Genomic DNA, 14,264 nt, shown 5'->3' with positions numbered 1-14,264 from the left:
TCACTGAAACCTGTCAAACAATGGCTTTTAGTCGACCGTATCTGGCGCCTGCGTCACGCGCACGAAGAGCGGCGCAATCACCAAACCCAGCTCATACAACAGCCACATCGGCAGCGCCAGTGAGAACTGACTGACCAGATCGGGTGGCGTCACAATCGCGGCGATCACAAATGCGCCAACGATTACATACGGACGAATCGCCTTGAGCTTCTCAACAGAAACGATGCCCATACGAACCAGTACCACCACCACCACTGGTACTTCAAACGTCACGCCAAAGGCGAGACACATGGACATAATAAAATCCAGATAATTTTCGATATCCGGTGCCATGTGGATAGAGGTTGGTGAAAACGCATTGATAAACTTAAAAACGCGGCTGAAAACGATGAAATAACAAAATGCCACACCAGTCAAAAATAGTATCGATGACGAAATCACCAGCGGGGCGATTAGACGCTTTTCATGCGCATACAAGCCCGGCGCAATGAACGCCCACACTTGATACAGTATCCACGGCAATGCCAGTAAAACCGCCAGCAACATGGTAACTTTCATTGGCACCATAAAAGGCGAAATCACACCAGTTGCAATCATTTGCGAACCGACCGGTAAAGAGTCGACCATAGGCTGCGCCAGAAAATCATAAATCGCAGAAGGCCCTGGCCATAACATCAACAATGCGGTGGCAATGGCCAAGCCATAGCAGGCCTTGACCAGACGATCACGCAATTCAACCAGGTGGGAAATAAAACTTTCCTCAACGCCGGGTTCAATTTTATCGCTCATGCGAATACCACCCAAAAAAGAGAACGCTGGGACATAGACTGTGACATCAAATGGAATTAATAGAAACTGACAGGCGCGCGCGATTTAGCGCGGTGGCGCGCCATGCGTGCGGAACCTGAAACAATGTGATTGCGCTGACCGTGGCGATTTTTGTACCAGCTTGGAATGGCAGAAGTTTTAGCCAGTTTTTTGCGGCGAAACTCTTTTGCCTTACGCGCCAGTTGCTCGGTACTGACACAGGAATTGCTATAGGTCGAAGACGAAATAGAATTTTCTTGTCCTATCGTACGCAATTCATCGGTCGTTTCATTCCATGATTGCGACACCGATTGTTCAACATTGTGCGCAGCTTCCTGCACGTCTTTTTGCATCTTGCGCAATTCGTCGAGCTCTATTTCTTTACTGACTTCTGCTTTGACATCGTTGATGTAGCGTTGCGCGCGCCCCAGCAACGTGCCTGCCATGCGGGCAACGCGCGGCAGTTTTTCCGGACCGATCACGATTAAGGCAACCACACCAATCAGGGCGAGTTTGCTGATACCTAAATCAATCATCGTGTTTATCCGCTAGATAAGCACCGGGAACACTGAAAAGCACCTTTGAACAAATCACTGTTTGGATTTTTCTTTGGCGTCAACATCAATGGTTTTTTCAGCATTGGCTTGCGCAACAGGTGCTTTTTCTTCTTCACCCTTAATGCCGTCCTTAAAGCCTTTGACTGCTTTGCCAAGATCGCTACCGATATTGCCCAACTTTTTGGTGCCGAATACCAAAATCACAATGACCAGAACCACCAGCCAATGCAAACCACTAAATGAACCCATGATGTACTCCTGTTGATGCTAATGAAAGCAATGCTCTCATCAAAATTTAATTAGCGTTGTCCACGCCACGGTTGAGAGCCGCCAATGACGTGCATATGCAAATGATACACCTCTTGTCCACCGTCCGCGCCCGTATTAATCAAGGTTTTGTAGCCGCCGTTATAGCGACCATCCGCCTGCTGAATGGGTGCACAACCGTGATCTGACGCCAATTTGGGGGCGAGCGCCAGCATTTTTCCTAAAACCGCCTGATGTTCAGCTTGTGCAGAAGACAAGGTATCCAGATGGATTTTCGGGATTACCAGTAAATGCACAGGCGCTGCCGGATTAATATCTTTAAACGCCAGCAATTCATCATCTTCGTAAACAATAGACGAAGGAATTTGCTTAGCCGCAATTTTACAGAAAATGCAATTATCCACGTTTTATCCGTTTTCAATAAGCAAAGAAACAACTCATTTAGCTTGGCTCAGGCTGCTATTCTGATCGAGAGGCTTTTTCTTCCAGACCAGAAAGGCCTTCACGTCGCGCTAACTCATCCAATACTTGCTGCGGGCGCAGATCATACTGGGCTAACATGACAAGCGAATGAAACCACAAATCAGCACATTCGTACAAGACCTTAGAATGATCACCCGAGACGCGTGCGTCTTTAGCAGCCATCACGGTTTCGGTTGCTTCTTCGCCGATTTTTTTCAGAATCGCATCATCGCCTTTGGCAAATAAGCGCGCGACATACGATTTGTCTGGGTCACCACCATTGGCGAGCTTGCGACTTTCGATGATTTCTGCCAGTCGCTGCAAAACTTGTTCTTGAGTAGCGCTCATTTATAAATGCTTTCCGGGTCTTTCAGCACGGGGTCAACGGCTTGCCAATCACCATCATTGAGGCTACCTTCAAATTTTTGAAAAAAACACGAATGGCGACCTGTGTGACAAGCGATGCTGTCGGTTTGCTCTATTTTCAGCAAAACGACATCCTCATCGCAATCGAGGCGAATTTCTTTGACCTTTTGTACGTGACCGGATTCTTCGCCTTTGTGCCACAATTTCTTGCGCGAACGGCTCCAGTACACGGCTTCACCCAATTCCACTGTTCTGGACAGGGCTTCGCGATTCATCCAGGCAAACATTAACACATCGTTGCTACTGGCCTCTTGTGCGATCACAGGCACCAGACCTTGATCGTCCCACTTCACTTTATTTAACCACTTAGCGGCACTCATACCAACCTCATAGGAATATGTTGCGCTGCCATAAATTGCTTTGCTTCGCCAACCGTATGTTGACCATAATGAAAAATACTGGCCGCCAAGACAGCGTCAGCCCCACCTATTTTTATCCCATCGGCCAAATCTTGCAAACTACCAACGCCGCCTGATGCAATAACCGGAATAGACACGGCGTCTGAGATCGCACGTGTAAGTCCTAAATCAAAACCAGAACGGGTGCCATCTTTGTCCATGCTGGTCAGCAAAATCTCGCCAGCGCCAAGGCGGGCCATGTTTTGCGCCCATTCAACGGCATCCAAACCTGTTGCATTACGTCCACCATGGGTAAAGACTTCCCATTTTCCTGGTGCGACATTTTTGGCATCAATGGCAACCACAATGCATTGTGAACCGTATTTCGATGCAGCGTCCGCGACCAGTTGTGGATTGGTCACGGCAGACGTATTGATACCCACTTTGTCGGCACCTGCATTCAATAAGCGGCGCACATCAGCCACGGTGCGAACACCGCCACCGACCGTCAATGGAATAAATACCTGCGAAGCGACCGCTTCAATGATCGGCAAAATCAGATCGCGTCCATCGGATGAGGCGGTGATATCCAAAAATGTGATTTCATCGGCACCTTGCGCATCGTAACGACGCGCAATTTCGACAGGATCACCAGCATCGCGCAATTCTTGAAAATTTATTCCCTTCACCACGCGACCAGCCGTTACATCAAGGCAAGGAATAATGCGTTTAGCTAAACTCATTCGGCTTCTTCTTCGGAATAGTACTCGGTAGCGTCGTCGCTCAGTTCGTCTGCACGATCTTGCGCCGTCAACAGGTCCAGTGTGCCTTCATAAATTGAACGACCGCAGATCACGCCTTCGATGCCTTCACCTTGTACTTCACACAAGGCTTCAACGTCGGCCAAATTATGCACACCGCCAGAAGCAATCACGGGAATACTGACCGCTTGCGCCAATTTGACAGTCGCCTCAATATTCACGCCACCCATCATGCCGTCGCGGCCAATATCAGTATAAATAATTGCCTCAACGCCATAACCTTCAAATTTTTGCGCGAGGTCGATCACTTCATGGCCGGACAATTTGCTCCAACCATCGGTCGCTACTTTGCCATCTTTGGCATCAATACCGACGATGATCTGACCAGGAAATGCGCTACATGCATCTGCCAGGAAGCCTGGGTTTTTGACCGCGGCTGTACCAATAATGATGTATGACAAGCCGTCATCCAGATAACGCTCGATAGTATCAAGATCACGAATCCCACCACCTAACTGCACCGGAATTTCTTCGGTATCAGTTTCTTCGGCGTAGTCACGCACAGCCTGAATAATTGCCTTCACTGCCGCTTCATTTTTTGGCTTGCCAGCAAATGCGCCATTCAGATCAACCAGATGCAGGCGACGTGCGCCTTGCTTGAGCCAATGGCGAGCGGTTTCAGCCGGATCTTCAGAAAACACGGTGGCTTGGTCCATATCACCTTGTTTGAGGCGTACGCAGTGACCATCTTTCAGGTCGATAGCAGGGATGAGCAACATGATGTAAAAGAAATATAAGCGTCTAAAAGACAGTAAAAAATCAAAAAAGCCAAATGTGATTCAAAAAAATACAAATGCTGCGCCAGCTAAGGCGCAAAACTTCGATCAGGGATTCCAGTGTACAAAGTTTTTATACAGTTGCAAGCCAGCCTGGGCACTCTTTTCAGGATGGAATTGCGTGGCAAAAATATTGTCGCGCGCCACTGCACAAGCGAATGGATGACCGTAATCGGTGATGCCTACCGTATGCTGCGCATTTTCAGACTGCGCAAAGTAGCTATGCACAAAGTAAAAATACGCCTCGTCAGGTATATCTTGCCACAAAGCGTGAGACCGCGATTGTTGCACGCGGTTCCATCCCATTTGCGGGACTTTAAAACGTGAGCCATCGGCCTGCAGCTGACCATCGAGTCTGAAACGCACTACCTTACCAGGCAATAAGCCTAAGCCTGGTGTATTGCCTTCTTCACTCAGATCAAACAACATTTGCTCACCGACACACACGCCAAACAGTGGTTTGTTCCGCGCAGCATCCAAAACCGCTTCTTGGACACCGGAGTCGCGCAAACTGCTCATGCAATCTGGCATTGCACCCTGACCAGGCAAAACAATGCGATCAGCGCTTTGAATGTCGGCGACTTCGCCGGAAATCAGTACATTGGCCTCAGGCGCGACGGCGCGCAGGGCTTGCGCTACTGAGCGCAAATTTCCCATACCGTAATCAACAACAACAATTTTATTCATCATAATTTACCCCGCATCAACCTTACCATCCAAGCTTCATGATTATGTTGTGACAGAGTCTGAAAACACAAATTAAAGACTACCCTTAGTAGATGGAATAGTACCAGCAGCGCGGGCATCAAGCTCTGTTGCCATGCGCAAAGCACGGCCAAAGGCTTTAAACACGGTTTCGCATTGATGGTGGGCGTTGTCGCCACGCAAATTATCGATGTGCAATGTCACCAATGCGTGATTCACAAAGCCCTGAAAGAATTCGCGCGTCAAATCAACGTCAAAACCACCAATCATGGCGCGGGTAAATGGAATATGGTATTCAAGACCAGGGCGACCAGAAAAATCGACAACGACGCGCGACAGCGCTTCATCCAAAGGAACATACGCATGACCATAGCGACGTATGCCTTTTTTATCACCCATGGCTTTGGCAAACGCTTGTCCCAAGGTAATACCAACGTCCTCTACCGTATGGTGCGCATCAATATGCAAATCACCGACGGCTTCGATATCAAGGTCAATCAGACCATGACGGGCAATCTGATCCAGCATGTGATCCAGAAATGGCACGCCAGTATTGAGCTTTTGTTGACCGGTGCCATCCAGATTGATGGCAACACGAATTTGTGTTTCGTTGGTATTGCGGGTAACCGCCGCAATGCGTTGAGTTGAGTTATTCATTTTGATGACATAGAAGCTGCAAACGCAGCAAGAAATAAATCATTCTCTTCCTGAGTACTGACGGTGATACGGAGACAGTTCTCTAGCAGAGTATGCATTTTACCCACATTTTTAACTAAAATTTTGTGATTCAACAATTTGACAAAGACTTGTTCAGCGTTTGCAACACGTATCAGCAAAAAATTTGCTGCCGAGGGAAATACTTGCACGCCAGACATCGCGCTCAAGGCTGCTGCTAACTGACTACGCTGCGCGCGTAATGCGGCTGCCTGTGCATCCAGCACTTCAACTCTTTGTAAAACAAATTCTGCCGCTGCTTGTGTTAAGACATTGATATTGTAGGGTGGGCGCACTTTTTCAAATTCATTCATCAAAGCATTGTTGCCCGCCATATAACCCAAACGTATTCCTGCCAGCCCAAGCTTGGACACGGTGCGCATCACGACAAGATTATCAAACTCTGCCAGTCGTGACATAAAACTCGTTTGCGCAAACGGTTGGTAAGCTTCATCAACGACCACAACGCCGGTATTGCCTACGGCGTGCAAAATCTCAACCATGTCATCCGCATCATACAAGGTGCCGGTTGGATTGTTCGGATAGGCAAGATAGGTGATCGCAGGCTGATGTTCGGCAATCGCTGCCAGCATGGCGTTTTTATTGAGTGTGAAATCCGCATTCAAAGGAACGCCGATAAATTCCAGCCCCGCAAATTTGGCAGACATCGCATACATCACAAAACCCGGCACAGGCGCGAGTACTTTGGCACCTGGCTTTGCGCAAGCGACCGAGATCATGGCGATCAATTCGTCGGAACCATTACCGACAATAATTTCATGTCCGGCTGGTACGCCTAACTTTTCAGCAATGATGCTTTTGAGATTCGTATAAGAAGGAACAGGGTAGCGATTCATCGCGACCTGTGCCAAATGATGCGCTAAGTCTTGCTGCAATTCTGATGGCAACACAAAAGGGTTTTCCATTGCGTCGAGTTTCACAAAACCGGCAGAATCCGGCACGTGATACGCCGACAGACTGGCGATTTCAGGGCGAATAATATTCGTTAGCGTCGTTAAATTCGTTACGTTGCTGCTACTCATTCCATATACTCCAGGCAGTACGGCATATCAAAAACGGAAAGCCTATAAGTTTAGCTGGCGATATGCAGTCAACACTGCATACTCCCCCCCTACATTGTTTTATGCAAGCGCCACTGCTGGCGCAATATTTGGGTGCAAACTCAGGCGTTTCTCTATCATCGCGCAATAATCGGGATTTAACTCAAAACCGACAAAATCACGCCCACAACGTTTTGCTGCGACGGCGGTGGTTCCGCTGCCCATAAAGGGATCAAGTACCACGCCGCCTGGTGGGCAAGAGGCCTTGATCATACGTTCGATAATTTCGAGCGGTTTTTGGGTTGGGTGTTCTTCACGTTCGGCATGCTCTCGATGCAAGCGTGAAACACTCCAGACATCTTTAGGGTTGAAGCCTAGCTCCAACCATTTTGCGCCTTCAAAAATTTTCCGGCTGCGCGCTTTTTTAGTAGCGGCATCATACGGAATCCGTATCGCATCCAGATCAAAATAATAATCTTTGGCTTTGACAAAAAAACCTATCGTGTCATGCACCGAAGAATACTTACGCACGCTGCCCCCCATCGACGGTACGCGCCTGTCCCAGATAATTTCGTTCATCATCGTCATGCGCTGTTTGAGCAAAACGAATACCTCAGGTGAATAGCGCCAGGTCAAAAAGATATACAGGCTGCCGTTTGCTTTGAGCTTAGGTAAAGCAGCATCTATCCATTGCGCCATCCATTCCAGATAGGCTGCTGACTCCATTTTATCGGAATCATTGCCATAATCTTTGCCCAGTCCATACGGTGGATCAGCAAGCAATAAATCGATGCTGGCATCAGGCAACCGCGCTAAGCCATTTAACGCATCTTCGCAAAAAATCTGATTGCGCCAATCTGCATTCATGCGCATGGACTCATAGAAATTTTCATTTCAGCGTATTCATTTCAGGCGCAGTTCAGCGCTACGGGCATGGGCTTGCAAACCTTCGCCGTACGCCAGCTCGGCAGCGACTTTACCTAAAGTTTGCGCACCTTGTTCACTGACAAAAATCATCGATGAGCGCTTTTGGAAATCATACACACCAAGCGGTGAAGAAAATCTTGCAGTACGTGAGGTTGGCAAAACATGATTAGGGCCGGCGCAGTAGTCACCCAGCGCTTCGGATGAATAGCGGCCTAAAAACATCGCACCTGCATGACGAATTTTATCTGCCCATTGCTGTGGATTTTCAGCAGAGATTTCTAAATGTTCAGCAGCGATACTATTGGCGATTTCGCAGGCTTCATCCATATCGCGCACCTTGATCAAGGCACCGCGGTTAGCCAACGAGGTACGTATTACTTCATGACGTGGCATGGCTGGCAACAGTTTAATGATGCTGGCGTGAACCGCTTCCAGATAAGCCTCATCAGGGCATAATAAAATGGATTGCGCCAATTCATCGTGCTCAGCTTGCGAGAACAAATCCATCGCTACCCAATCAGGATCGGTGGTGCCATCGCACAACACCAGAATCTCTGAAGGTCCGGCAATCATATCGATACCGACCGTACCAAACACGCGGCGCTTAGAAGCAGCCACATAAGCATTGCCCGGGCCAACAATTTTATCGACTTGCGGGATCGTTGCAGTGCCGTAGGCCAAAGCACCCACTGCTTGCGCACCGCCGATAGTAAATACACGATCAACGCCAGCAATTGCGGCAGCAGCCAATACCAATGGATTTTTAACACCATCCGGTGTCGGCACCACCATGATGATTTCTTGCACGCCAGCGACTTTCGCCGGAATCGCGTTCATCAATACCGATGAAGGATAAGCCGCCTTGCCACCAGGCACATAGATACCAACACGATCTAAAGGTGTGACTTTTTGTCCCAAGACCGTGCCATCGGCTTCGGTATAACTAAAACCACCGGAACCGCATTCTCGTTTTTGCACTTCGTGATAAGCACGCACACGCTGCGCCGCGGTTTCTAATGCGGCACGACGTTCAGGACTTAAGGATTGCAACGCTACCTGCATTTCGGATTGCGACAATTCAAGCTCAGCGATACTGGCCGCTTGCAGACGATCAAAACGGTTAGTCGCTTCCAGTACGGCGGTATCGCCGTTGGCTTTGACGCTGGCCAATATCTGTGCAGCGGCGCGATCGATGGCTTCATCTTCGCTCGCTTCAAATGCCAGCAATGACGACAATCTGGTAGAAAAATCTGCATCTGCAGAATCGAGGCGGGTAATCAGTGAAGCCATGCTTATCTCTAGAAATTAGGTATTCAGTTTGGAGGCGCGATCAAATGCTTCCAGAATCGGTTGCAGACGCTCACGCTTTAATTTCAATGCTGCCTGATTCACGACCAGACGCGAAGAAATATCCATGATGTGTTCGACTTCGACCAGATTATTCGCCTTGAGCGTATTGCCAGTACTAACCAGATCGACGATGGCATCCGACAAACCGACCAACGGAGCCAATTCCATTGAACCATACAATTTGATCAAGTCAACGTGTACACCTTTGCTGGCGAAATGCTGACGTGCAGTTTCGGTGTACTTGGTTGCGACGCGCAAGCGCGCGCCTTGACGCACGGCTTTGGCATAATCAAAGCCAGCGGAGACAGCCACTGACATACGGCATCGGGCGATATTCAAATCAATAGGCTGATACAAACCTTCGCCACCATGCTCATGCAATACGTCTTTACCCGCTACGCCAAAATCAGCCGCGCCGTATTGCACGTAAGTTGGCACATCTGACGCACGCACGATGATCACCCGTACTGCAGGATCATTGGTTGCCAGAATCAGCTTACGCGATTTCTCCGGATCTTCGGTCACGCGTATGCCTGCAGCTTCCAGCAATGGCAAGGTTTCTTCAAAAATACGGCCTTTGGATAATGCCAATGTCAGTTGTGTCGTCATTATTTTACTCGTTGAATATTGGCACCCACTGCCGACAACTTGAGTTCGATACGATCGTATCCGCGATCTAAATGATAGATACGATCAATCAGTGTTTCACCCTCAGCCACCATGCCTGCAATCACCAAGGATGCTGACGCGCGCAAATCTGTCGCCATTACTGGTGCACCGACCAATTTTTCCACGCCATTAACAATCGCAGTGTGACCATCGATTTCAATTTTAGCGCCGAGGCGATTCATTTCCTGGACATGCATGAACCGATTTTCAAAGATCGTTTCGGTAACGCGGCTATTGCCTTGGGCAATACAGTTCATCGCCATGAATTGCGCTTGCATATCGGTTGGAAAACCTGGGTATTCAGTGGTGCGGAAACCCACAGCTTTTGGACGTGCACTCATTTGCGCGCGGATCCAGTCTGGTCCGGTGGTCAGCACCACGCCAGCTTCGCGCAGCTTATCCAAAGCGACATCCAGAATATCGGTGCGTGTGTGGGTCACACGAACGTCACCGCCCGTCGCCGCAACGGCACACAAAAAGGTGGCGGTTTCAATCCGGTCAGAGATCACGGTGTGAGTAGCGCCATGGAGACGTTCAACACCTTGAATCACCAAACGGTCAGTACCTATGCCTTCAATCTTGGCACCCATGGCAACCAGCAAATTAGCAAGATCAGTCACTTCTGGTTCGCGTGCCGCGTTTTCCAGAATGGTCTCACCGTCCGCTAGCGTCGCTGCCATCAGCAAGTTTTCAGTACCAGTTACAGTAATCATATCGGTAACGACTCGCGTACCTTTGAGACGAGTCGCTTTAGCATGGATATAGCCAGCTTCAATGCTGATTTCTGCACCCATGGCTTGCAAGCCTTTGATGTGCTGATCAACCGGACGCGAACCAATACCGCAACCACCTGGCAAAGACACTCTGGCTTCGCCAAAACGTGCCACCAATGGCCCCAATACAAGGATAGATGCACGCATGGTTTTCACCATATCGTACGGCGCTTCGAGTTTATCAATCGCATTGCCGCGCAAGGTGGTGACACCATCTTCTTGCGTAACACTGACGCCCATCTGACGTAGTAATTTGAACATGGTGCTAACGTCTTGTAATGAAGGGACGTTATGTAACACCAATTCATCCGAGGTCAGCAAGGCCGCGCACAAGATAGGCAGCGCAGCATTTTTTGCACCGGAGATACGAATATCGCCGTTCAGGCGGGAACCGCCCGTAATCAGTAATTTGTCCATTATGCTTGGTACTCTTCAGGCGTCAGGGTTTTCATCGATAAAGCGTGGATTTCTTCGCGCATGCGATCACCCAACACGGCGTACACCAATTGATGACGCTGAATCGGACGCTTACCGGCAAATGCGGCGGAAACGATGACGGCGTTGAAATGCTGGCCGTCGCCTTCGACTTCCAGATGGGTACATTCCAGGCCAGCTGCAATGTAATTTTTAATTTGTTCAGGGGTAGGAAACACAGCTTTTCTTTCTAAAACTAAATTAGTGACGTAACTTATAACCACGCTTCAGCATCTGCAGTGCAATTGTCGCCAGCAGAATAAAGAACACTGTGACTATCATTAAGCTATGCAAAGGATCGACATCGGACTTGCCAAAGAAACCGAAACGGAAGCCATCGATCATGTAAAAAAATGGATTGAAACGTGACAGTGTCAACCAAAATGGCGGCAAGGAATGAATCGAATAAAACACTCCCGACAAAAAGGTCGCAGGCATAATCAGGAAATTCTGAAACGCGGCTAACTGATCAAATTTTTCTGCCCAGATACCAGCGATTAAGCCCATAGTACCCAGCATGGCAGCACCTAGCAATGCGAACAGGATAATCCACAAAGGTGAGTAAAAACTCAGATTCGCAAACCATACCGTCACAATAAAGACGCCAGCACCAACTGCCAGTCCACGCAATATCGCAGCCAAAACATATGCGCCAAAAATTTCCCAGTGCGATAGAGGTGGCAGCAAAACAAAAACCAGATTGCCAGTGATCTTAGACTGAATCAAGGATGACGATGAATTCGCAAATGCATTTTGCAAAACACTCATCATTACCAGTCCAGGTACCAGGAAAGCGGTATAGCGAACGCCCGGATATACCTGTACATGATCTTCCAGTACATGACCAAAAATCAGCAAGTACAACAATGCAGTCATGATTGGCGCGGTAATCGTTTGCGTTGCGACCTTCCAGAAGCGTAACACTTCTTTGTACAACAGCGTATTAAAACCAGTCATATTCATCATATTCAGCCTTCCATAATTTGCAGGAAGACATCTTCCAGATCCGCTTGCAACAACTGCAAATCGTCGATCACACAACCCGCCAGACGGAACTCACTTAACATCGATTCGACGTGGGCATAATCAGTCACTCGCAAAATAAATTGATGCGGATTGGACGGTGTTTCGTGAGTGATAATTTTGTCACGCAAAGAAGCTGGCAAAGCAATATTACCGCTGTTCGCCAAAGTAACGCGCAATTGTGAGCCTGAGATGCGCTTAATCAGGGCGGCCGTAGTATCGAGTGCCACCACTTTTCCCTGCTTGAGCATTGCAATACGATTGCACAAAGCCTGCGCTTCTTCCAGATAATGGGTGGTCAGCACGATAGTATGACCGTCACGGTTCAGACGTGCGATGAATTTCCACAAAGTCTGACGCAATTCAACGTCAACACCGGCAGTTGGCTCATCCAGAACGATAACCGGCGGTTTGTGTACGAGTGCTTGCGCGACCAGTACGCGGCGCTTCATACCTCCGGACAAGGCGCGCATATTGGTATCGGCTTTATTGGTCAGATCAAGGTTTTCCATGATCTCATCTATCCATTTGTCGTTATTTTTGATGCCAAAATAACCAGACTGCATGCGCAAGGTCTCGCGGACGGTAAAAAATGGATCAAAAACCAACTCTTGTGGCACAACACCTAACTTGCTTCGGGCATTTCTATAGTCGCTGACGACGTCATGCCCTTGCACGGTAATCGTACCAGCATCTGCCCGATTTAGTCCGGCAAGAATGGAAATCAGGGTCGTCTTACCTGCGCCATTTGGGCCAAGTAATCCGAAAAACTCACCTTCTTCAATCGACAGTGAGACCCCACCCAGTGCCTGCAAGGACTGGTAGCGCTTTTGTATATTGCTAATTTGTATGGCAGCCATATGGCATGTTTGCACTTGCGTGCTCAAAAGGAATCGGAGATAAACGAGAAACCAGTAGTTTCATCACTAAATGAATAGCGACGAAACCTTTGATTATAGGGGATTTTCAGCGTTTGAACTGAAAGCAGCTACGGTAAATGCCTTGAAAGTGGCGTGAAAATTTCCCCCTGGCAGTGAGCGTCAATGTCGCTCGGCAGGGGTGATGTGGAATTGGTCAGACAGACCATAAAGTTGTATCAGGCTGATTAAACTTGCCGGGACCGCATGAAATTGCAGAATTTTCTTATATTGTGCAGCTTGACGTTGCCATTCAATCATCGTGGCAACGGCCGATGAATCAATCTGAACCAGATTGGAAAAATCAAAATCAGACTGCCCCTGCGCAATGGCATCATTACCAGCCGCCGCAACTTCACGGGCATTTTTCTGCGAGAGCTCGCCTGCTAATTTATACACAGAAAACTTTCAGTTATTTAATTATTTAGAGGTTGACTTAACTGGTGCTGCAGCCAACTTCTTATTTTTATCCGACAAGGTTTTAATCAGGCCATCGATACCAGATTTACTGATGGTTTCACTAAAGGTACCTTTGTAAGTTTCAACCAACCAAGCACCGAGTACATTGATGTCATAAATTTTCCAGCCAGTTGCAGATTTAGCAAGGCGATAATTCAATTGAATTGGATCGCCACGGGACTGAATCACTTGTGAACGAACCTCTACCTCAGTATCTTCCGGTGCAGAACGCATAGGCTTAAACTCGACGCGCTGATCTTTGATCTGGGAGATTGCTCCAGAATAAGTGAATACCAGCAAAGTACGGAATTCTTTGGTCAGTTGCTGCTGTTGATCAGGTGTGGCCTCTCTCCAGCTCTTACCTGCAGCCAAGGAAGTCATACGCTGAAAATCAATGTACGGCAAAATTTTTGACTCCACCATGTCGTACACCCGTTTTTGATTTCCCGCCTGAATTTCTTTGTCGTTTTTTGCCAGATCTAAGATTTCCTGACTGATGCGTTTAACCAGCACATCAGGTGCTTCATCTGCTGCAGCCGCTGGCGAAGCCAGCGTCAAGCTTACCAATGCCAACACAAAAATTTGTGTGAAAAGGTTTTTAATTGATGTCATTAATTTCATTTTTTTTCCATATCCAGCGATGATCAACATTTGCCATCGCTTACATTGTTGCTACCTATATAAAATACAAGCGTATCTGTGGCATTAATTTTTTAACACTATCGACACCCAGACGGA

General features: G+C 48.1%; 20 protein-coding genes. All 20 read right to left on the bottom strand.

The window, feature by feature from the left end; all coding sequences use genetic code 11:
- Positions 1-27 precede the first annotated feature (27 nt).
- Entirely contained in the window at positions 28-789 is a 762-nt protein-coding gene (gene tatC, locus H8K32_RS13370; protein ID WP_186913043.1) for a twin-arginine translocase subunit TatC, read from the bottom strand.
- A gap of 56 nt (positions 790-845) precedes the next feature.
- Positions 846-1,343: a Sec-independent protein translocase protein TatB gene (gene tatB, locus H8K32_RS13365; protein WP_186913042.1), complete on the bottom strand. Its 498-nt coding sequence runs from the start codon at positions 1,341-1,343 to the stop codon at positions 846-848.
- A 54-nt stretch (positions 1,344-1,397) separates the two neighbouring features.
- Entirely contained in the window at positions 1,398-1,613 is a 216-nt protein-coding gene (gene tatA, locus H8K32_RS13360) for a Sec-independent protein translocase subunit TatA (RefSeq protein WP_186913041.1), read from the bottom strand.
- 50 nt (positions 1,614-1,663) lie between these two features.
- Positions 1,664-2,035: an HIT domain-containing protein gene (locus H8K32_RS13355; protein ID WP_186913040.1), complete on the bottom strand. Its 372-nt coding sequence runs from the start codon at positions 2,033-2,035 to the stop codon at positions 1,664-1,666.
- 55 nt (positions 2,036-2,090) lie between these two features.
- Positions 2,091-2,441 (bottom strand): phosphoribosyl-ATP diphosphatase, encoded by a 351-nt coding sequence (locus H8K32_RS13350; protein WP_186913039.1) that lies wholly within the window; start codon positions 2,439-2,441, stop codon positions 2,091-2,093.
- Positions 2,438-2,839 carry a phosphoribosyl-AMP cyclohydrolase gene (hisI, locus tag H8K32_RS13345; RefSeq protein WP_186913038.1) on the bottom strand — a complete coding sequence of 134 codons (402 nt, stop codon included), beginning with the start codon at positions 2,837-2,839 and terminating at the stop codon, positions 2,438-2,440. The genes H8K32_RS13350 and hisI overlap by 4 nt, the downstream gene beginning before the upstream one ends.
- On the bottom strand, positions 2,836-3,600 hold the full coding sequence (hisF, locus tag H8K32_RS13340; protein WP_186913037.1) for an imidazole glycerol phosphate synthase subunit HisF: 765 nt from the start codon (positions 3,598-3,600) through the stop codon (positions 2,836-2,838). The genes hisI and hisF overlap by 4 nt, the downstream gene beginning before the upstream one ends.
- Positions 3,597-4,397 carry a 1-(5-phosphoribosyl)-5-[(5-phosphoribosylamino)methylideneamino]imidazole-4-carboxamide isomerase gene (gene hisA / locus H8K32_RS13335; protein ID WP_186913036.1) on the bottom strand — a complete coding sequence of 267 codons (801 nt, stop codon included), beginning with the start codon at positions 4,395-4,397 and terminating at the stop codon, positions 3,597-3,599. The genes hisF and hisA overlap by 4 nt, the downstream gene beginning before the upstream one ends.
- 105 nt (positions 4,398-4,502) lie before the next feature.
- A complete protein-coding gene (gene hisH / locus H8K32_RS13330) occupies positions 4,503-5,141 on the bottom strand; it encodes an imidazole glycerol phosphate synthase subunit HisH (RefSeq protein ID WP_186913134.1) in 639 nt (212 codons plus the stop codon).
- A 72-nt stretch (positions 5,142-5,213) separates the two neighbouring features.
- On the bottom strand, positions 5,214-5,816 hold the full coding sequence (hisB, locus tag H8K32_RS13325) for an imidazoleglycerol-phosphate dehydratase HisB (RefSeq protein ID WP_186913035.1): 603 nt from the start codon (positions 5,814-5,816) through the stop codon (positions 5,214-5,216).
- Positions 5,813-6,916 (bottom strand): histidinol-phosphate transaminase, encoded by a 1,104-nt coding sequence (gene hisC / locus H8K32_RS13320; RefSeq protein WP_186913034.1) that lies wholly within the window; start codon positions 6,914-6,916, stop codon positions 5,813-5,815. Before hisC ends, hisB begins: the two co-directional genes overlap by 4 nt.
- Positions 6,917-7,015: 99 nt before the next feature.
- The gene (locus H8K32_RS13315; protein ID WP_186913133.1) at positions 7,016-7,801 is read right to left on the bottom strand and encodes a DNA-methyltransferase; all 786 of its coding nucleotides are present in this window, start codon (positions 7,799-7,801) and stop codon (positions 7,016-7,018) included.
- A 36-nt stretch (positions 7,802-7,837) separates the two neighbouring features.
- Positions 7,838-9,151, bottom strand: a complete 1,314-nt coding sequence (hisD, locus tag H8K32_RS13310; protein ID WP_186913033.1) for a histidinol dehydrogenase — start codon at positions 9,149-9,151, stop codon at positions 7,838-7,840.
- A 15-nt stretch (positions 9,152-9,166) separates the two neighbouring features.
- Entirely contained in the window at positions 9,167-9,820 is a 654-nt protein-coding gene (gene hisG / locus H8K32_RS13305; RefSeq protein WP_186913032.1) for an ATP phosphoribosyltransferase, read from the bottom strand.
- Positions 9,820-11,070 (bottom strand): UDP-N-acetylglucosamine 1-carboxyvinyltransferase, encoded by a 1,251-nt coding sequence (gene murA / locus H8K32_RS13300; protein ID WP_186913031.1) that lies wholly within the window; start codon positions 11,068-11,070, stop codon positions 9,820-9,822. Before murA ends, hisG begins: the two co-directional genes overlap by 1 nt.
- Positions 11,070-11,306 (bottom strand): BolA/IbaG family iron-sulfur metabolism protein, encoded by a 237-nt coding sequence (locus tag H8K32_RS13295; RefSeq protein WP_186913030.1) that lies wholly within the window; start codon positions 11,304-11,306, stop codon positions 11,070-11,072. The genes murA and H8K32_RS13295 overlap by 1 nt, the downstream gene beginning before the upstream one ends.
- 22 nt (positions 11,307-11,328) lie before the next feature.
- Positions 11,329-12,084 carry an ABC transporter permease gene (locus H8K32_RS13290; protein WP_186913132.1) on the bottom strand — a complete coding sequence of 252 codons (756 nt, stop codon included), beginning with the start codon at positions 12,082-12,084 and terminating at the stop codon, positions 11,329-11,331.
- 11 nt (positions 12,085-12,095) lie between these two features.
- Positions 12,096-13,010 carry an ABC transporter ATP-binding protein gene (locus H8K32_RS13285; protein WP_186913029.1) on the bottom strand — a complete coding sequence of 305 codons (915 nt, stop codon included), beginning with the start codon at positions 13,008-13,010 and terminating at the stop codon, positions 12,096-12,098.
- A 180-nt stretch (positions 13,011-13,190) separates the two neighbouring features.
- Positions 13,191-13,466: an STAS domain-containing protein gene (locus H8K32_RS13280; RefSeq protein WP_186913028.1), complete on the bottom strand. Its 276-nt coding sequence runs from the start codon at positions 13,464-13,466 to the stop codon at positions 13,191-13,193.
- A gap of 21 nt (positions 13,467-13,487) precedes the next feature.
- Positions 13,488-14,138 (bottom strand): MlaC/ttg2D family ABC transporter substrate-binding protein, encoded by a 651-nt coding sequence (locus H8K32_RS13275; protein ID WP_186913131.1) that lies wholly within the window; start codon positions 14,136-14,138, stop codon positions 13,488-13,490.
- Positions 14,139-14,264 lie beyond the last annotated feature (126 nt).

The sequence above is a fragment of the Cognatundibacterium jejuense genome, assembly GCF_014284255.1.
In the GTDB taxonomy this organism is placed as follows: Bacteria; Pseudomonadota; Gammaproteobacteria; order Burkholderiales; family Burkholderiaceae_D; genus Undibacterium; species Undibacterium jejuense.
Note: the sequence above shows the minus strand (reverse complement) of the source record. Positions and strands in the feature narration are given on the sequence as shown.

What these genes read in the sequence shown, in the direction of transcription:
- hisD (WP_186913033.1), bottom strand. Translation starts at nt 9,151, where the DNA reads ATGGCTTCACTGATTACCCGCCTCGATTCTGCAGATGCAGATTTTTCT.
- H8K32_RS13315 (WP_186913133.1), bottom strand. Translation starts at nt 7,801, where the DNA reads ATGAATGCAGATTGGCGCAATCAGATTTTTTGCGAAGATGCGTTAAAT.
- tatB (WP_186913042.1), bottom strand. Translation starts at nt 1,343, where the DNA reads ATGATTGATTTAGGTATCAGCAAACTCGCCCTGATTGGTGTGGTTGCC.
- hisC (WP_186913034.1), bottom strand. Translation starts at nt 6,916, where the DNA reads ATGAGTAGCAGCAACGTAACGAATTTAACGACGCTAACGAATATTATT.
- hisH (WP_186913134.1), bottom strand. Translation starts at nt 5,141, where the DNA reads ATGAATAAAATTGTTGTTGTTGATTACGGTATGGGAAATTTGCGCTCA.
- tatA (WP_186913041.1), bottom strand. Translation starts at nt 1,613, where the DNA reads ATGGGTTCATTTAGTGGTTTGCATTGGCTGGTGGTTCTGGTCATTGTG.
- H8K32_RS13275 (WP_186913131.1), bottom strand. Translation starts at nt 14,138, where the DNA reads ATGACATCAATTAAAAACCTTTTCACACAAATTTTTGTGTTGGCATTG.
- H8K32_RS13350 (WP_186913039.1), bottom strand. Translation starts at nt 2,441, where the DNA reads ATGAGCGCTACTCAAGAACAAGTTTTGCAGCGACTGGCAGAAATCATC.
- hisB (WP_186913035.1), bottom strand. Translation starts at nt 5,816, where the DNA reads ATGAATAACTCAACTCAACGCATTGCGGCGGTTACCCGCAATACCAAC.
- hisF (WP_186913037.1), bottom strand. Translation starts at nt 3,600, where the DNA reads ATGAGTTTAGCTAAACGCATTATTCCTTGCCTTGATGTAACGGCTGGT.
- hisI (WP_186913038.1), bottom strand. Translation starts at nt 2,839, where the DNA reads ATGAGTGCCGCTAAGTGGTTAAATAAAGTGAAGTGGGACGATCAAGGT.
- hisA (WP_186913036.1), bottom strand. Translation starts at nt 4,397, where the DNA reads ATGTTGCTCATCCCTGCTATCGACCTGAAAGATGGTCACTGCGTACGC.
- H8K32_RS13290 (WP_186913132.1), bottom strand. Translation starts at nt 12,084, where the DNA reads ATGACTGGTTTTAATACGCTGTTGTACAAAGAAGTGTTACGCTTCTGG.
- murA (WP_186913031.1), bottom strand. Translation starts at nt 11,070, where the DNA reads ATGGACAAATTACTGATTACGGGCGGTTCCCGCCTGAACGGCGATATT.
- tatC (WP_186913043.1), bottom strand. Translation starts at nt 789, where the DNA reads ATGAGCGATAAAATTGAACCCGGCGTTGAGGAAAGTTTTATTTCCCAC.
- H8K32_RS13285 (WP_186913029.1), bottom strand. Translation starts at nt 13,010, where the DNA reads ATGGCTGCCATACAAATTAGCAATATACAAAAGCGCTACCAGTCCTTG.
- hisG (WP_186913032.1), bottom strand. Translation starts at nt 9,820, where the DNA reads ATGACGACACAACTGACATTGGCATTATCCAAAGGCCGTATTTTTGAA.